Source organism: Candidatus Dechloromonas phosphoritropha (assembly GCA_016722705.1).
Classification (GTDB): Bacteria; Pseudomonadota; Gammaproteobacteria; order Burkholderiales; family Rhodocyclaceae; genus Azonexus; species Azonexus phosphoritrophus.
On the sequence record JADKGN010000001.1, the window covers coordinates 81,056 to 97,438 of the forward strand.

10 protein-coding genes and 1 pseudogene are annotated in these 16,383 nt (G+C 56.2%); 6 read left to right on the top strand and 5 right to left on the bottom strand.

Features of this window, described 5'->3' with window-relative positions:
- The first annotated feature begins 5 nt into the window (after positions 1–5).
- The 3 genes from IPP03_00375 (at position 6) to IPP03_00385 (ending at position 9,136) form a co-directional block, all read left to right on the top strand.
- Positions 6–2,249 (top strand): PD-(D/E)XK nuclease family protein, encoded by a 2,244-nt coding sequence (locus tag IPP03_00375; GenBank protein ID MBL0351237.1) that lies wholly within the window; start codon positions 6–8, stop codon positions 2,247–2,249.
- Between the two features lie 398 nt (positions 2,250–2,647).
- Entirely contained in the window at positions 2,648–5,833 is a 3,186-nt protein-coding gene (locus IPP03_00380) for a UvrD-helicase domain-containing protein (protein MBL0351238.1), read from the top strand.
- A 21-nt stretch (positions 5,834–5,854) separates the two neighbouring features.
- On the top strand, positions 5,855–9,136 hold the full coding sequence (locus IPP03_00385) for a helicase (protein ID MBL0351239.1): 3,282 nt from the start codon (positions 5,855–5,857) through the stop codon (positions 9,134–9,136).
- Between the two features lie 246 nt (positions 9,137–9,382).
- Here the strand turns inward: IPP03_00385 and IPP03_00390 are convergent, their stop codons facing one another.
- The 4 genes from IPP03_00390 to IPP03_00405 all read right to left on the bottom strand — a co-directional run bounded on the left by IPP03_00390 (position 9,383) and on the right by IPP03_00405 (position 12,405).
- Complete coding sequence (locus IPP03_00390; protein ID MBL0351240.1) at positions 9,383–10,600, bottom strand: IS256 family transposase; 1,218 nt, start codon at positions 10,598–10,600, stop codon at positions 9,383–9,385.
- A gap of 95 nt (positions 10,601–10,695) precedes the next feature.
- Positions 10,696–11,184 carry a hypothetical protein gene (locus IPP03_00395; protein ID MBL0351241.1) on the bottom strand — a complete coding sequence of 163 codons (489 nt, stop codon included), beginning with the start codon at positions 11,182–11,184 and terminating at the stop codon, positions 10,696–10,698.
- Between the two features lie 98 nt (positions 11,185–11,282).
- Entirely contained in the window at positions 11,283–11,966 is a 684-nt protein-coding gene (locus IPP03_00400; GenBank protein ID MBL0351242.1) for a hypothetical protein, read from the bottom strand.
- Positions 11,959–12,405: a MerR family transcriptional regulator gene (locus tag IPP03_00405; protein ID MBL0351243.1), complete on the bottom strand. Its 447-nt coding sequence runs from the start codon at positions 12,403–12,405 to the stop codon at positions 11,959–11,961. The genes IPP03_00400 and IPP03_00405 overlap by 8 nt, the downstream gene beginning before the upstream one ends.
- A 389-nt stretch (positions 12,406–12,794) precedes the next feature.
- Here IPP03_00405 and dinB point away from each other — a divergent pair, with 389 nt between their 5' ends.
- Positions 12,795–13,943: a DNA polymerase IV gene (dinB, locus tag IPP03_00410; GenBank protein MBL0351244.1), complete on the top strand. Its 1,149-nt coding sequence runs from the start codon at positions 12,795–12,797 to the stop codon at positions 13,941–13,943.
- A 56-nt stretch (positions 13,944–13,999) separates the two neighbouring features.
- Here dinB and IPP03_00415 read toward each other — a convergent pair whose 3' ends face one another.
- Entirely contained in the window at positions 14,000–14,200 is a 201-nt protein-coding gene (locus IPP03_00415; protein ID MBL0351245.1) for a hypothetical protein, read from the bottom strand.
- A gap of 233 nt (positions 14,201–14,433) precedes the next feature.
- Here IPP03_00415 and IPP03_00420 point away from each other — a divergent pair, with 233 nt between their 5' ends.
- On the top strand, positions 14,434–14,718 hold the full coding sequence (locus IPP03_00420) for a hypothetical protein (GenBank protein MBL0351246.1): 285 nt from the start codon (positions 14,434–14,436) through the stop codon (positions 14,716–14,718).
- 246 nt (positions 14,719–14,964) lie between these two features.
- A pseudogene (locus IPP03_00425) lies at positions 14,965–16,349 on the top strand (IS4 family transposase).
- The last annotated feature ends 34 nt before the right edge of the window (positions 16,350–16,383 follow it).

The following is a 16,383-nucleotide window of genomic DNA, read 5'->3' on the forward strand; positions in this document are numbered from 1 at the left end:
CCTTTATGAAAATTCGATTCGGACTTCACCTTGACGGCCAGCGTGGCTGGCAACCCAGAAACTGCATCGGGGAGGCCACGGTGGGGCCTCTGGGATTACTGGATATTCTCGAAACGCAAGTTGGGTTGTCGTCATTACGTGCAAGCCAATCCGAGCGAATCGTTCAGTATCGTGATTGCTTGCGCGAGTGCGATGAGCCAAATCGCTTCTACCACCGCGCCTTTGAGACAGACGAATTGGGAACCAGTGCCACCTTGTTGGCATGGCGTGACTCCTGGTACATCCATGGCTGGGAGGGAAAGATACTAGCCTCAGCATCAGCCAGAATCCGTGATATGGAAGAGGTGGAGCGGCATGCGCCTGGCCACGTCGCGCCTTCCATTGGGGAGCGGCTGGCTCTTGTCATTGATGCGCTACTTAACCGCAAGGTACGAATCGAAGAGGTCGTCCTGTTTGACCCCCTGGAGGTTTTTCCCAAGCGTTGGCGTGACGTTCTATCGCATTTGCCTATACGAGTTTCCGACTCTCAGGAAACTGAAGTGCCTGGCTCGGGATTTTTGGGGCAGTTGCAGGAGGCCCTGCGTATAGCGCGGACTGGAAAAGCCCCCGCGAAGCTGAACTGGCGATCCGATGGCACGGTAAGTGTTGTTCAGGCAGAAACCCGCTTCATGGCGGGCCGCTGGCTGGCTGATCGCGTCGGGCAGACCGGCTGCAATACGCTTCTTGTTGCGCCCCAGGATGGGGAGCGCCTCGATGGAATCCTCATATCTGCCGATTACCCGCGGCAAGGCTTGCGGGAATCAAGCGCATTCCGTCCGGCATTGCAGGTTCTTCCGCTGGCACTTGAGACACTATGGGAACCGCTCAATTTCTACGGATTACTCCAGTTTCTGACGCACTCCATCTGTCCTGTGCCAGGCTATGCTCGTTACAAGCTTGCCGGCAAGCTTGCTGAAAGGCCTGGCATTGGCGGGGTGAGTTGGGAACTGTTGCTTGACAAAATTGATGCGCATTACGGTGGTTCAGGGTCCGAGGCAGCGCTGGCTACAAGGAAAAAAATTGCATTCTGGGTTGAACACGCTCGATACGACGAGACAGCGGGCGCCGATATTGATGCGGTGATCAATCGGGTCGAGGCACTGAGCGACTATTTCCGGGGCCGGCTCGCCGACACTGATCGTATGGCACGGATTGCCTTCAATTCCGGGTTCGGCCAGTCCCGTGCCGCGGCTGATGCCTTGAAGGCACTTAAAGAGCAAGGCTCAACGACCATTCGGCCCCGCCAGTTGCAAACGCTGATTGCCCAAGCCGCTGCGCGTGGAAGCGACAATCCACTTCATGTGGCCGAAGTCGGTGCAGCCTTATCCGTGACGCATCCTGGTGCTGCGATCGAGCCTTGCGAACGGGTACTTTGGTGGCAACTGGGGATGCCTTCATTGCCAGGGCAGTATCCGTGGTCTCAACTGGAGATGGCGGAACTGGCAAGGGTCGGGGTCGAATTGCCGGATGTCTCGTCGCTGCTTGATTTTGCCGCCGACGAATGGCTGCGCCCGATCATGGCGGCCCGAAGTGAGTTGGTGCTCGTGCTTCCGCCAAAAGAGGAAGAAGTCCATCCAGTCTGGCAAATGATTGAGGCCATGATCGATGATGTTCCGATCACAACGCTGGAAGAGGCGCTTACCCGGCCAAATGCGGGGATGATGCCGGTTTCTCATCAACCCCTCCCCGGGAAGAAGCGATTCTGGCGTCTTCCGAAGAACATCTCGATAGCGATGCGAGACAAGGATTCATTCTCCAGCCTCGAAAAGCAGGTATTCAATCCATATCATTGGTTACTTCAATATCCGGCAAAGCTTCGCGCCTCAACAATCCTTTCGGTTGCCGGAGATTTTCTTCTGTTGGGCAACCTCGCACGCGATCTGGTGGAGGTTTACTTCCTGCGCGCGGATGCGCTGATCGCTAATGCTGCAGCCTTTGATCAATGGTTCGAGACGAACTTCAATCGTTTGGTTGCCGAGGAGGGTGCTGTGTTGCTGATGCCTGGCCGGCGGAGCGATCTCGAAGGGCTTCGGGTCAAGTTAAAGCAATCATTTCTTGAGCTTCGGCAGCAGATGGCCAGAGCCAAGGTCACCAAGGTCTATCCCGAAATGTCTCTCGAAGGAACTTACCCGGGAGGTGAGCTGACCGGCTTCGCCGATCTGGTTCTGGAGAAGGGCGACGGAAGCCACGCGGTCATCGACATGAAATAATCTAGGGTAAATAAATATCGTGAAAAGCTTCGGGAAAACCGGCATCTTCAGCTCGCGATCTACGCGGAACTTCTGAGGCAAAAATTCACTTTCTGGCCGATTGTCGGGTATTTCATCCTTGATCGGGGCCGATTATTCACAACTGATCCGGACTGGTTTCCCTCGGCCGAAGTTGTTCGCAAGGCTAGCGACGAGAATACGGCCCAACTATGGCAGCGATTCATCGAGACCCGGAAATGGCGGCAGACCCAGTTCGATAAGGGGATGTTTGAGGTCGCCCTTGACGGCATTTCTAAAACAGAGGACTCCATTCCCCCGGACAATGCATTGGCGATGGAATACCTGAATCCAGACTACAACGATTACCGGGCACTTGCCGGATGGGAAGGGGAGTGACCATGACCGGCAAGATTCATTTTGTCAGTGCCGGTGCGGGGAGCGGCAAGACCTATCGCCTGACGCAGATTCTCCATGAACAACTCACATCAGGTGCAGTCCGGCCATCGGGGGTCATAGCAACAACTTTCACCAAGAGAGCGGCAACCGAACTTCGTGAGCGCGTTCGCTCTCATCTTCTCGAGCATGGCGACTATCGGTTGGCAAATGCCATGGGGCAATCCCGTATTGGCACAATCAATGGCGTCTGCGGTGCCCTGGTTGAACGCTTTGCATTTGAGGCAGGCTTGGCTACCCAGCAGCAGGTTCTGGAAGAGGGGCAGACCAGGGTGCTGATCAAGCAATCTATTGACGCAGTTCTGGATGGGCCGGCGATTGCCGATTTCTTGCGGGTAGTTCGAAGGCTTGGCCTAGATGAAGAGAACGCTTGGCAGGGTGAGTTGAAGGGCTTGATCGATCAGGCGCGGGCGAATGACATCTCTCCTGAGCTTCTTCGAGGATTTGCTGGGGAAAATGCCGCAGATCTGCTTAGTCATTTTCCGAAACCGAGCAAAAATGATCTCTCTGCGGATTTGCTTGCTGCGATCAGCGCAGCCCTGCCGGCACTGGTAGCCCAGGCGCAAGCCGGAGAAAAGAAAAATACGGCTGCTTATCTTGCTCAGGTACGCATCATGGAGCGGTCATTGCACGGAAATTACGCAAGCTGGAGCGACTGGGTGAAGCTCTCCAAGTTGTTGCCCGAGGTGGCACTTAAGCCACTAGCTGAGACGATCAATGATGTGGCCGGCAGATTTGCTGAACATCCAGCTTTGCATGAGGACATCCGCAACTATCTGGCGCAGATGTTCGGACTGTGTGCCGATGCATTGGCCATCTACGCTAATCGTAAACGAGAGCTTGGTGTGCTCGATTTTGCTGATCAGGAGCATTTGCTTCTGAAACTGCTGAACAACGAAAGTGTCGCTGACGTACTGCGTGACGAACTTGATCTTCTTCTTGTGGATGAATTTCAGGACACCAGCCCGATTCAGCTCGCCCTGTTCATCAAGCTTGCCCAATTTGCCAAGTCCATTTACTGGGTCGGTGATGTCAAACAGGCAATCTACGGATTCCGGGGCAGTGACACGGCATTAATGGAAGCAATTCTTCAAGCACTCCCTGAGATGGGCGGGGAGAAAGAAATGCTCGCGGCCTCCTGGCGCTCGCGGCCGCCGCTGGTGGCTCTTGTGAATGCGGTATTCAAGGGGGCATTCCAAGAGGCTTTGAGCCCTGAAGAAATCGAACTCAAGGCACAGCGTTCCGACGCGGCGGAGGGGTTAAGTGAGCCCGCTTTCGCGAACTGGCTGCTCGGCGGCAAGAATTTGACGGAAGAGAAATCGGCCCTGGCAGCAGGAATTCTTAAGCTCCTTGATTCCGGTTATCAGATCTTTGATAAAGACCTGAAGACTTTACGCCGTGTCCGATTTGGGGATATAGCAATTCTTTCCAGAACCAACACTGGTGTGGATGACATTGCCTTAAACCTGAGTCTGCGCGGCATTCCTTCTGCGACATCACAACCGGGGCTGCTCGGGACGCCGGAGGCCAGATTGACTCTTGCTTGCCTTCGTCGCCTGAATGATTCTTCCGATACGGTTGCGACGGCAGAAATCGTGTCGTTGGTTGATGGTAAAGATCCTGAAGTCTGGGTTGTGGATCGGCTGAACTATCTTGCAACTGATGGCGAATCCGATCGCTGGATGGAAGGAGACGGTAAAGAAAACGCGGGTCATCCGCTGGTGACCAAACTTGCCAACATGCGAGGCAAGTTGCCGCTCCTGACGCCGGTTGAGGCGTTGCGAACGGTTGCTGCCGAGTGTGACCTTCCATCCATCGTGCTACGTTGGAAGCAGGACGATTCCGTTGCGCGGGTACGTCTTGCAAACCTTGAAGAGCTTCTTTCGCTCGCCGCGCAGTACGAGGATATTTGTCGTAGTGGGCAACATGCGGCGTCAATTTCGGGTCTGATTATCTGGTTTGGTGAAATCGCTGCTGATGGACTGGACTACTTGGCGGAACCAGCTATTGACGCCGTCAAGGTGATGACCCACCACGCTGCAAAAGGTCTTGAATGGCCGGTTGTTGTGCTTACCGATCTGACAGCGAACATCAGGGATCGCCTCTGGTCGATTACTGCACTCTCACGGAACGGTATCGATATCAATGCACCACTCAAAGAACGCTTTGTCCGCTATTGGCCTTGGCCGTTCGGAAAGCAGGGGCGGGTGGGGGTGGCCGATGACATTGCATTGACCGAAACCGCCAATAAATTCAGGGCCGCAGCGATTGAAGAAAGCAAACGGCTCCTCTATGTCAGCATGACCAGAGCGCGTGATCTGGTGATCCTTGCGCGATCCCAGCGCAAGCCAAGCGGCGAATGGCTGGATACGGTAGCTGCGCCGTGGCTACTGCCGGCTGACGGCAAGAATGAAATCATGCTTGCTGACGGTGGATCGATTGCTGCCACAAACTGGATCCTGGAGCCCTCGGTTGATCTTCCAGATGCTGGTCAGGGAAATCACGACAGTCTTTTCTGGTTTGAGTCGCCCGATGTTCAGTCCCCACGCGCTCCTTTGGTATTCAATCCGTCGAGCGCAGAGGCCCTCCCGGTCATCGTGGAAGAAAAGCTGCGTATTGGAAACAGAATTCCGATCGCGTCCGTTGATGATATGTCGATCCTGGGAACCGCAATACACGCCTGCTTTGCGCTTGCCTTTGCCGACACGTCGAAAGAAATTACCCATGAAGCCATTGAGCGAATCCTGAATGGCTATGGAGTCAGCGAGCAGGTTTCCGCGAGCGGTGTTCTGAAACAGGTCCAAGCGCTTTTCGGGTGGATCGAAGCGCGTTGGGGAACGGTTGAGGCCTATGCAGAGTACCCAGTACAAGCGGTTTTGCCGAACGGTCAGATTACGCAAGGACGGATCGATTTGCTGCTCAGGACGACCAAGGGCTGGATTCTGATTGATCACAAGTCGAGCCCGCTCGGTGCCGAACATTGGGAAAAGCTGGCAAAGGAATACGCAGCTCAGATGGCGTCGTATGGCCAGGGGGTATCAATGGCAACCGGTGTCGATGTTATCGAGTACTGGCTGTTTCTGCCGGTCTCTGGCGGCGCGGTACGCCTTGCATTCCCGCCGGCTGCATAGGTGACGGGAGCACACATTATCTTGAATTCACCTAAGCAAGCCGGGCTGTTCGACAACGTTGGGTTCCGGGATGCCGAGGCAAGACTTCGAGTGCTGCCGGACTGGCCCGATCCGGAGCGGTTTCCCATCAATCGACCAGGAGAAAGCGTCGGAAGGATCGTCCTGGATGATTTGCGACGGTCATCGTCCCCGCTAATCGTCACCGGATACGCTTCGATTGATCGCATCATTGGTTTCCTGGCTGATGTTGTGGTTGGTGACAAAACATCGGTTCGTTTGGTCTTGGGAAACGAGCCATTTGAGTCCAGAACCAAAAGCTTTACGTTCAGAAGGAGGCCGTTCCCTGAAGAAATCCGCGATTACTGGCTTGAACGCGGGGTTTCACTGTATTACAGCGCAAACATCATTGCGGCCATGGCGCATATTCGCGCAGGCCGGATAGAAGCACGATTTGTGGATTGCGAGTCGCGGCGCCTTCACGCGAAAATCTACTGCGGTGCCGATGCAGTCACTTTGGGTTCGAGTAATTTCACGGCAAACGGGCTCGACAGGCAACTGGAATGCAATGCGCGCTTTCAGCGGGAACACGATAAAAAGCGATTTCGGGAAGCCAGCCTGATCGCTGAAAACTATTGGAACATCGGGACTGACTATACCCAGGAACTACTTGCCCTTCTCGAACAGCTGTTGCGGGTTGTCACCTGGCAGGAAGCGCTTGCACGAGCTTGTGCAGAATTGCTTGAAGGGGAATGGGCCGCCCGTTACCTTGAAGGCCAGTTGGATCTTGGCGATACCCGGCTCTGGCCGTCGCAACAACTCGGCATCGCTCAGGCGCTGTGGGTCATTGAAAATATTGGTAGCGTTCTTGTCGCCGATCCGACGGGATCCGGAAAAACGCGTATGGGTGCCCATCTGGTCCGTACGCTGGTTGATCGGATGTGGAGCAAGGGAAGGGCACGACACAACGCAAGACGAGATATATCCGTATTGGTTTGCCCCCCAGCGGTGGAGCCCACCTGGCAAAAAGAGGCGACAAACTGCGGGCTGCCTCTACAGACAAGGTCACATGGCGTTCTCAGCCGTAAGGATAGCCAGGGGTACGCGGAAACCGTTGCTGCGGTGCGCCGCGCCCAGATCCTTTCCATTGATGAAGCACACAACTTCCTCAATCTGGGTTCCAAACGAACGCAGGAGATATTGGCCAACATGGCCGACAGCGTTGTGCTTTTTACGGCAACCCCCATCAACCGGGGAGCGACAGACTTGCTGAGTCTGGTCGATATGCTCGGTGCGGACAATATGGAGGACGATACGCTCAAGGTTCTTGAGGGATTGGCCCGGCGGAAGGGGGCCAGCGAAAAGAATCTGACGCCACACGAAGTGTCGGCACTCAGAAAGGAAATTCAGCGTTTTACCCTGCGTCGGACCAAGGGAATGCTCAATACGCTGGTTGATCGGGCACCGGAAAAGTACGTTGATGCCACGGGCAAGCCTTGCCGTTACCCGATCCACGAATCTCAGGTCTATGAAACCGACGACTCCGCCAGTGATCGGGATTTGGCAGCTCAGATTCGTGGCTTGGCGAAGAAACTGAAGGGGCTGGCGCTGCTTGAAGACAACATTGAAATTCCCGAGCAGTTCCGCAAGGAAGGATGGAGTGATGAAATGTATTTGCGCGGCCGCTTGTCTGCCATACAACATCTGTCCATCTACAATGTCATGTCCCGCCTTCGATCCTCTCGGGCAGCGCTTCACGAGCATTTGAAGGGAACGGCTGAAGCGCTTCAAGTCTATGGGATCCGTGATCGGATCAAGAGTGGCGACACCGGAAACCTCATCGGCAAGCTGATGGCGCGACTTGAGGGTTCGCCTCCCGATACCAATCTTAGTTGCGAGCTTCCAGTCTGGCTGGTGGATCCAAACGCGTACAGGGCTGCTTGTGAGGATGACATCAGCCATTACACGAAAATTCTGAAGCTGCTGGGACGAATGTCGCCAGGACGGGAAAAGACCAAGGCGCAGATGCTGTGCATGCTCATTGAACAGCACGATTTAATCATCGCGTTCGATAGCCATCTTATTACCCTGGAGGTCATCAAGAACGAACTGGCTGGCGCAAAGGTTGGGGCGCCCGTGTTTGTTGCCACCGGGGGAAATCAGTCCGGCAAGAAGCGAGTAATGCAAAATTTCAGTAGAGATGCCGAGGGTCGGGGAATCGCGCTTTGCTCCGATAGCATGTCCGAAGGCCTGAACCTCCAGGGGGCGTCAGCTGTGGTGCATCTCGATATGCCAAGCGTCGTTCGAATTGCTGAGCAACGCGTGGGTCGCGTTGATCGGATGGATAGTCCTCACAGCACGATACAGGCTTGGTGGCCAAACGATTCTGATGAGTTTGCCATTCGCACCGACGAGCGTTTTGTTCAGCGTTATCAGACGGTAGAAACCTTACTTGGTTCGAACATGCCGCTTCCTGAAGAGTTGGGGGCATTGCGATCTGAATCGGCACTTACTCCAGCGGAAATGATACGAGAGGCAGAAGCGGCCGCCAGCGAACCCTGGGATGGAATTCAAGACGCCTTTAGTTCCGTTCGTGACCTGGTTTTTGGTGGGCAGAATCTGATTCCTGCAGAGATTTATGAGGCGTATCTGGGGGTTTCTGTTCGCGTCCTGTCGCGGGTTGGCGTCGTTCGCTCAGACAGGCCCTGGGCTTTCTTTGCCGTTTCCGGGGTCAAACACGGGGCTCCGAAATGGGTCTTGTTTGACGATCTGGCCGCTGTACCAGAGGTTCGACTGGAAACAATTTGTAGCCGCTTGCGGCTGTCATTGGGCGAGGGCGTCGAGAACATGCCCATGGACGCAAACGCCAGCAGTTGGTTAGGGAAGTTTCTCAATGCATTAGGCCAATCCGAACCGTTGCTCTTGCCGCGCAGGAAGCAGCGTGCCCTTGAACAAATGCGGGATGTATTGCAGCAATACAGCAAGCGGGCCAAGAAAGACAGCGACCTCGAAACAGCGGCACGCTGGGATGCGTTGGCCAAGGCGGCTGAGCCAATTTCGGATGGTAATCGACCGGATCTTGAATCGGTTGCAGAGAACTGGCTGGATTTGATTCGTCCGCTCTGGTTTGCCAAATTGGCAAACCGTCGCGGTCGGCGGCGGCCATTGCTGCTGAGAGATCTGCACGCTGATCTTCTCAAACACCCTTTCACATTGGTTGTAGTAGAGGCCAGATTTTCTGAGGTGCCAGTAGTCGATGCATTGGATGAGCGTATAGCCGCGTGCATCCTTGGTGTGCCGGTTTGAGGTAATATCTGACGTTATTCATGCGGCATCATCGCTTCTGACGCATCATGCAAATTTCGCTCAAATTCTTTGAGATGCGGGATTTTCAAAGGCGAAGGAGGTAGGCCAGCTGAATCTAGCTGCCATCCGGGAAGCGTACGAACAATAAGAGAAAGACAAGAATGCTCCCTTACGCCCCTGGCGCCCGAGAGTCAAGTCCAAAATCTGCTGTAAATACTCTTCGATCCGATGAATGACGAATGGTTTTCAGCTAGCGAGGGCAACAACGTTGTTGCCCTCGCTAGCTGCGGCGCGGGAAGCCGCCCACTCCTTGAATTCATCCATGTCGAGGTACTTCCGTTCCTGCCAAGCCTCGTTCTGTTCGGCCAGCAGAGCGCCGATCAGGCGCAAGGCGGACTCGTCGTTGGGGAAGATGCGGATCACGCGCTCCCGCCGGCGAATTTCCTCGTTGAGCCGCTCCTGCATGTTCGTTGTGCGTAGCCGCTTGCGATACTTCTCGGGCAAGACCATTACCGCCATGGCATCCTCGAATCCTGCTTCGAGGCAGGCCACCGCTTTGGGGGCGCTCTTGGCGAAGCGCTCGGTGAATTCCGCCAGGCGGCGCTTGGCCTCGACCAAATCGGGCGCCTGCAGCACGAGCTTGACGGCAGCTGCCACCTCGGCGCGGTGGCGGGTGTTGCATTGGCCCAGAATGTTGCGCATCAGATGCACCTGACAGCGTTGCCAGCTGGCCCCCTGAAAGTGCCGCGCTGCCGCTTCACGCAGGCCGCCGTGGTCGTCCGAGATGATGAACTGCGTGCCCTTGAGGCCGCGCCCTCTGAGCCAGCGGAAGGTCTCGTCCCAGGTGGCGAAGCTCTCGGTGTCGCCGATCCGCACGCCCAGAATCTCCCGGAAGCCATCGGAGCGGATGCCTGAGACGGTCAGCACGGCACGCGAAACCACACGATCTTCTTGCCGACTCTTGATCAACAGGGCATCGACCAGCACGAAGGGATACTCGCCGTCCAGCCGCCGTTCGTTGAACGCGCTGACCCGCGGTTCCAGTCCGGCGCACAGTGCGCTCACCGTCGATTTGGAGAAGCTGGCGCCGCACAGCTCTTCGGTGATCGCCGAGACCTTGCGCGTCGAGACACCGTGCACGACCATTTCCATGAGCGCCAGAACGAAGGCCTGCTCGCTCCGCTGGTAGCGCTTGAAGATGTCCGTCGAAAAGCTGCCGTCCCGCGTCTGCGGCACCAGCAGCGTCACCGGCCCAACCCGCGTGTAAAGGGTGCGTGGCCGGTAGCCGTTGCGATAGCCGGCCCGTTCGTCCGTGCGCTCGTGCCGCGTCGCCCCCAGCGTTTCCGTCACCTGCGCCTCCAGTACTTGATTGAGCACCGCTTCCACCAGTTTCGCCAGCCCGTCCTGCCCGTTTAAAAGCCCTGGCAGCAAGTCCGTTCCTACGCTAACCTCATACCCAGTCATCGCTTCTCTCCTTCGGTTATCGATCGTCTCGCAACGTCAGTTTACCGAATCGAAGCGGTGGCTACCTGCCACCCGATTTACAGCAGTTTAGGGACTCAATCTCGTCCATCAATTTCCATCTGCTGCCGTATCTCAAGCAGTGCATGGAATACATCCCCGGCGCTCTCGCTGCCATAACGAATGTCTTTCATGGCAAGAATCACCAAGCCGTTCTCATAGCAGTCGAATCGCCCCGGGGATTCTGAGCCGTCAATGTTTCGAACCTGGATGTTGTAGGACTCCACCAAGGTATCACCCAGCTTCGGAACTGGTTCCTTCCTGAGAATCGGTTCAATTTTGAACGAAGCACTCAGAGCCTGACCATCACCGACTTTGTTAGCCTTTATCGTATAGACGAGGCCTGGGTGCAGATTTTCCAGTAGCGGATGTTCAGCCCGGGCTTCCATGTGGTTTTGGCCAGGGGCGCGATACGAGCGGCAGACCAGTGTGTTGGTAATCGCGGTTCCGTGGATATCGCACAAGGCATCGGAGCGGCGACCAAATGCGCAGGATCTACAGGACAGTGATGAATCGTTATGTGACATTTTCGGGTCAGTCAGAAGATAGAAATGTGATTTTCCAATGTGTCAGGCGCTAACTACGTACGGCGTCCTTTCCGCGGTCGTCTAGTCCACATGCGTTCTCAGAAATGCCGGAATGTCGTATCTGGAACTGCCGTCATCACCCCACAATGTGTCCAGAAGTTCCCGGAAGCGCTCCACCAGCAGTGGATTGGCGGGATTGGCAACGGTTGCCGCTTCGACCCGCTTGATGAACGGTTCTTCCAGCATGTCATTGCTCGGATGTTCAGCCAGTGCCTGATAGAGCCCGAGGAGGACACTGGACGTTGCCAGGGTTGCATCCCATCCGGTTCGCCATAGCGGGGCGCCAGTGCGGTTGGCAGACGGTAGCGGATACTGCTGCCGTTCCAGGCGAGCGTCTCGCCATAGGTCAGCGTGATTTCAACGGCTTCCCCTGCCATCACGTTGCCGAGCGTGGCGCTGTAGATGCCGGACCGGATTTCCTGCAGGCGGAATGCCGAATTGCCTTCTGAAATGGCCTCCTCGTATTTGACCTCGGCCTCCTTGCGCGGGATCACCGTACCTTCGTAGCGGCGCTCGCCAACCCTGGCGGCGAATGAGAGCAGCACGCCGCCAACGGGCAGGGGGAAGGTGTAGGCCAGTTCGAGATTGGCGTCGGTATCGTTCCGGTACTTTTGGGTCACGGTGGTTTCCGCCAGCAGTCCGGCGATCCGGCTACTAACGTCCACGCCGCGAAGGGCAATGGTTTCCGATGAGTTGCGTGCGCTCAAGCCAAAGTCAGTCATTGCTGTTTTCCTTTTTTTTCGGGTTGTTATCTGGTGATTCGTTCTTGATGTCCTGATACGTCTGCAGCACCCCACGGAAGAGGGCGCGTAACTGTTCCGGGGTCAGACCCGCTTCGCCGGCTTCGACCTGGAGTTCGATGCCGTGTGCCACCTGCAGGCGGCTCCAGACCTCGATCGTCCCCGGCGCTTTGCGGCGCGGTGGTGGTTCAGCGCCATCGTCGTGCAGCAGTTCGCCGATCCGTTCGAGCGAGAGACCGGCGGCCTGCCATTTCTTGACACTCAGCAACTGGTCCACATGGCGTGCCGTGTAGCGCGCCCCGCGGTTCAGCCCGTCCGGACGATCAACGAGACCGGTCTGGATGTAATAGCGAACAGTGCGGGCCGGGAGGTCGACCAGGCTGCAGAGTTCATCGAAGCCGTAGGTGGGGAGGGTGTCCATGACAGTTCAGGGTTATGTGTCAGTGCAATATATCATATACACTGACAAAAATAAGTGTCAGATAACTTCTCGCTTCGCCATCCGTTGAGAAGCTATCGATCATCGATTATTGATGGCTCACCAGGTGAGCCTTGGCTTCAAGCGATCACGTTGCTCGTGGTTCACGCGGCTTGAGAGTCCAGAGCTTGCTGGTGAAGTTCATCGTGGTAGGATCGAGTCGCCAATAATGGATTTTGCAGGTGCTCAACTTTCGAGCGATTCACAAAAGTCCCGCAGATTCAGTGCGCTGGGAATGCTACGCTGAGCAAAGCCCCAGGCTTATCCACAGATTCTGGGGATAACCACGAGGCAGACAGGAAGATTCGCCGTCATTCCGATATACTGTAAATATGAACAGTCAGCGACGTATCGCCCATCTCGACATGGATGCCTTCTTTGCCTCCGTCGAACTGCTGCGCTATCCGGAACTCCGCGGGCAGGCTGTGGTTGTCGGTGGTCGCAGCACGCACCAGCCGGTCGAACAGGCCGACGGGACCCGGCGATTTGCCCGGCTTCGCGATTACGTCGGCCGCGGTGTCATTACTACGTCAACCTACGAAGCGCGCGCGCTGGGTGTGTTCTCTGGCATGGGATTGATGAAATCTGCGCAACTCGCCCCGGATGCCATTCTGCTCCCTGCAAACTTCGATGCTTATCGCCATTACTCACGCCTGCTCAAGGCAGCCGTTTCGCGCATTGCGCCGAAGATCGAAGATCGCGGCATCGATGAAATCTACATCGATCTCAGCGAGATTGACGAGGAGACCGTACTCCTCGCTCAGCGGATCAAGACGGTAGTGTTCGAAGCCACGGGGCTCAGTTGTTCTATCGGCGTAACGCCAAACAAACTGCTGTCAAAGATCAGTTCCGACCTGGAAAAGCCCAATGGCCTGACTGTTCTCTGCATGGACGACATCCCGACCCGAATCTGGCCGTTGCCGGCCAGGAAGATCAACGGCATTGGCCCCAAGGCAACGGAGAAACTGACCCGGCTTGGCATCAACACCATTGGCGAATTGGCAGCGGCATCAGCCGAGTTTCTCGTGGAGAAATTCGGTGCAAGCACCGGTGCCTGGCTGCACTCGGTCGCCCATGGGCAGGACAACCGGTCGGTGGTCACCGAATCAGAACCCCGGTCGATCAGCAGGGAAACCACGTTTGAGCACGATCTCCATGCGAAACAGGACAGGGCCACACTGTCCGAGGTCTTTACCTCCCTTTGCATGCGCGTCGCCGATGACCTTAAGCGCAAGGGCTACGTCACCCGCACTGTGGGAATCAAATTGCGCTATTCGGATTTCCATGCGGTCACGCGTGATGTCACCTTGCCTGTCGGTGTCAGTGATGGCGTCCTGATCCGCAAGGCAGCGGGCGAATGCCTGAAGCGGGTTCCGCTGGACCAGAAAATCCGCCTGCTCGGTATCAGGGCGAGCGGTCTGGTCCCACTCGGAGAAGCGGAAGTCAGCACGACCCGTATTCAGGCGGAGTTGCCTTTCTAAAGTGCATGAATGAACGCACCCTCCCGGAGATCTCTGGCCACAGGCCTCGTTCCCGCTCAGTTCCGATCGTGCTTGACGGCCACAGCGCGCCGCTCGCTGCGTCGCCACACTGCCGGGATCCGATAGATCTCCTGGCTGGCTTCCCACACCGGATGGTTGCAGACGGGTTGGGCTTGCAGGGGAGGGCAGTCGGGGCCGAGCGCGAATTGCTCAAAGGCAATCTCGACGCGCCTGAATGCGGAACGAAGGGTGGTCATGGGCATATCCGGGTCTCCAGAAAGTTAATTGTACGATCGGAAGATTATCGGGAGACTGGCTCATAGAATGAGCTCGCCTGTATCAGGTTCAAATTTGTCGGCATGAAGGCACTGACGCATGGCAACTCTTCCGGAAATCGACCCCCATATTGCGCTAGCATGAACATCTGGCTCACATGGTGAGCTAGAGAGCGCGGCATAATGGGTTCATCAATCAGCGAAAGGAAGATGCCATGACCCCGCAAACGATGAGTCCCCATGCGCAAGTCCGGATGCAGCAGCGCGGCATCCCGGAACAGGCGATCTCCTTCCTGTTCCGTTTTGGCAAGAAGGAACATGACCACCAGGGCTGTACGGTCGTCTATCTGAACCGCAAGGGTCGCGAACGGATTGCCCGCGAAGCCGATAGCCGCCTTCTGAAGCAACTCGAGCCGGCGCTCGACCTCTATGCCGTCATCGACACGCGGGGCTGTGTCGTGACCGTCGGTCACCGGACCCAGCGCATCAACCGCCACTAGCAGCCTGTCGGGCTTAGGGAACTTGCAGTCCCTACGGCAATTTTGGGCGGCGCTTTGATGAAAAGCTTATCCGAAAACGCTGTAAAAATAATAAATCTGCCTAATTTTTAGGCACATTTCCCATATGGCATGAATGGCACTTACTTAACATTCAACTCTTTGATGCAAATGATGAAACAGGCTGGATCGACGCGTGATAAGTTGGCGTCGCCAAATACCCAACCCGCCCACGATGAGCCAGCCCAAATGCATCCTATCCGCAGTACACGCGCACAGCAACACCGAACGGTCAAGGCCCACGCTGCCCAGAGCGACGCCTATGCGTTTTTCAACCTGTTGATGGGGCCGGAATTGTTCGATGCCGTGGAATCTGAACTGCCGCCTCACCTAGAAAGGCAATATCCCCCGACGGAGACGTTGTCGATGTTTCTGGCCCAAGCGCTGAGCACCGATCGTTCCTGCCAGAAGGCAGTCAATGACCGTGCGGTCAAATGCCTGGTTGGCGGCCTGGTGCCGGGCAGCACCCACACGGGCGCCTATTGCCGGGCGCGAAAGCGCTTGCCTTTGAAGATGCTCAGTACACTGGCGTGCCACGTGGGGCAAAGAGTCGCCACGCAGGCGCCGACAGCTTGGCATTGGCGGGGTCGTCCCGTCCGTCTGGTGGACGGGACGACCGTCGTAATGCCCGACACCTCAGACAATCAGGTCGTCTCCCCGCAACCGACGAGCCAGAAGCCGGGACTGGGTTTCCCGCAGTGCCGGATCGTTGGGCTCGTTTGTTTGGGTAGCGGGGCGGTACTCAATGCCACGACCGGCTCCTGTCGGGGCAAGGGCAGCGATGAGCAGTCGTTGCTGCGTTCGATATTCGATTCTCTGGAGCAGGGTGATTTACTGTTGGGCGACGCCTTCTACGCCACCTATTTTCTCCTCTGCTCATTACGCGAACGGTGCATTGATGCGGTGTTTGAACAAAATGGCGCGCGGCAACGCACCACCGATTTTTGCCGAGGTCGGCAGTTGGGGCAGTGCGATCATCTGATCGTGCTGCCAAAACCGCCAGCAAACCCGACTGGATGCCTCAGGCCGACTACGATCAGGCCCCCGAGAGTCTGACCGTACGCGAGCTTCGGGTCGGTGGCAAGACACGGGTGACGACATTGCTTTGCCCAAAACAAACCGACAAGACGGCCTTGAAATCGCTCTATCGGGATCGCTGGCACGTTGAACTCGATCTGCGCAACATCAAGACCACGCTCGGCATGGAACGACTGAGTTGCCTGACGCCTGCGATGGCGATCAAGGAAATCTGGGTCTATCTGCTCGCCTACAATCTGATTCGGTTAATGATGGCTCAGGCTGCGATGCTCTCCCACAGATTGCCGCGCCAACTGAGCTTCAAGCATACCGTGCAAATCTGGCTCGCCTGGGCACCCTTTGCGAGCCACAGCCATCACAACATACACAGCGAACTATTCGTTTTAATCGCCCAACAACAGGTCGGTAACCGACCGGGCCGGATCGAGCCTCGCGCCGTCAAACGACGACCTAAACCCTATCCAATGCTCACCAAACCACGTAATCTCGCCAAAGCTATCGTCATGAAAAATGGACATCCCAAAAAGCTTAAGTAAGTGCCATTCCCATATGGCATGATTTTTTGCGAAA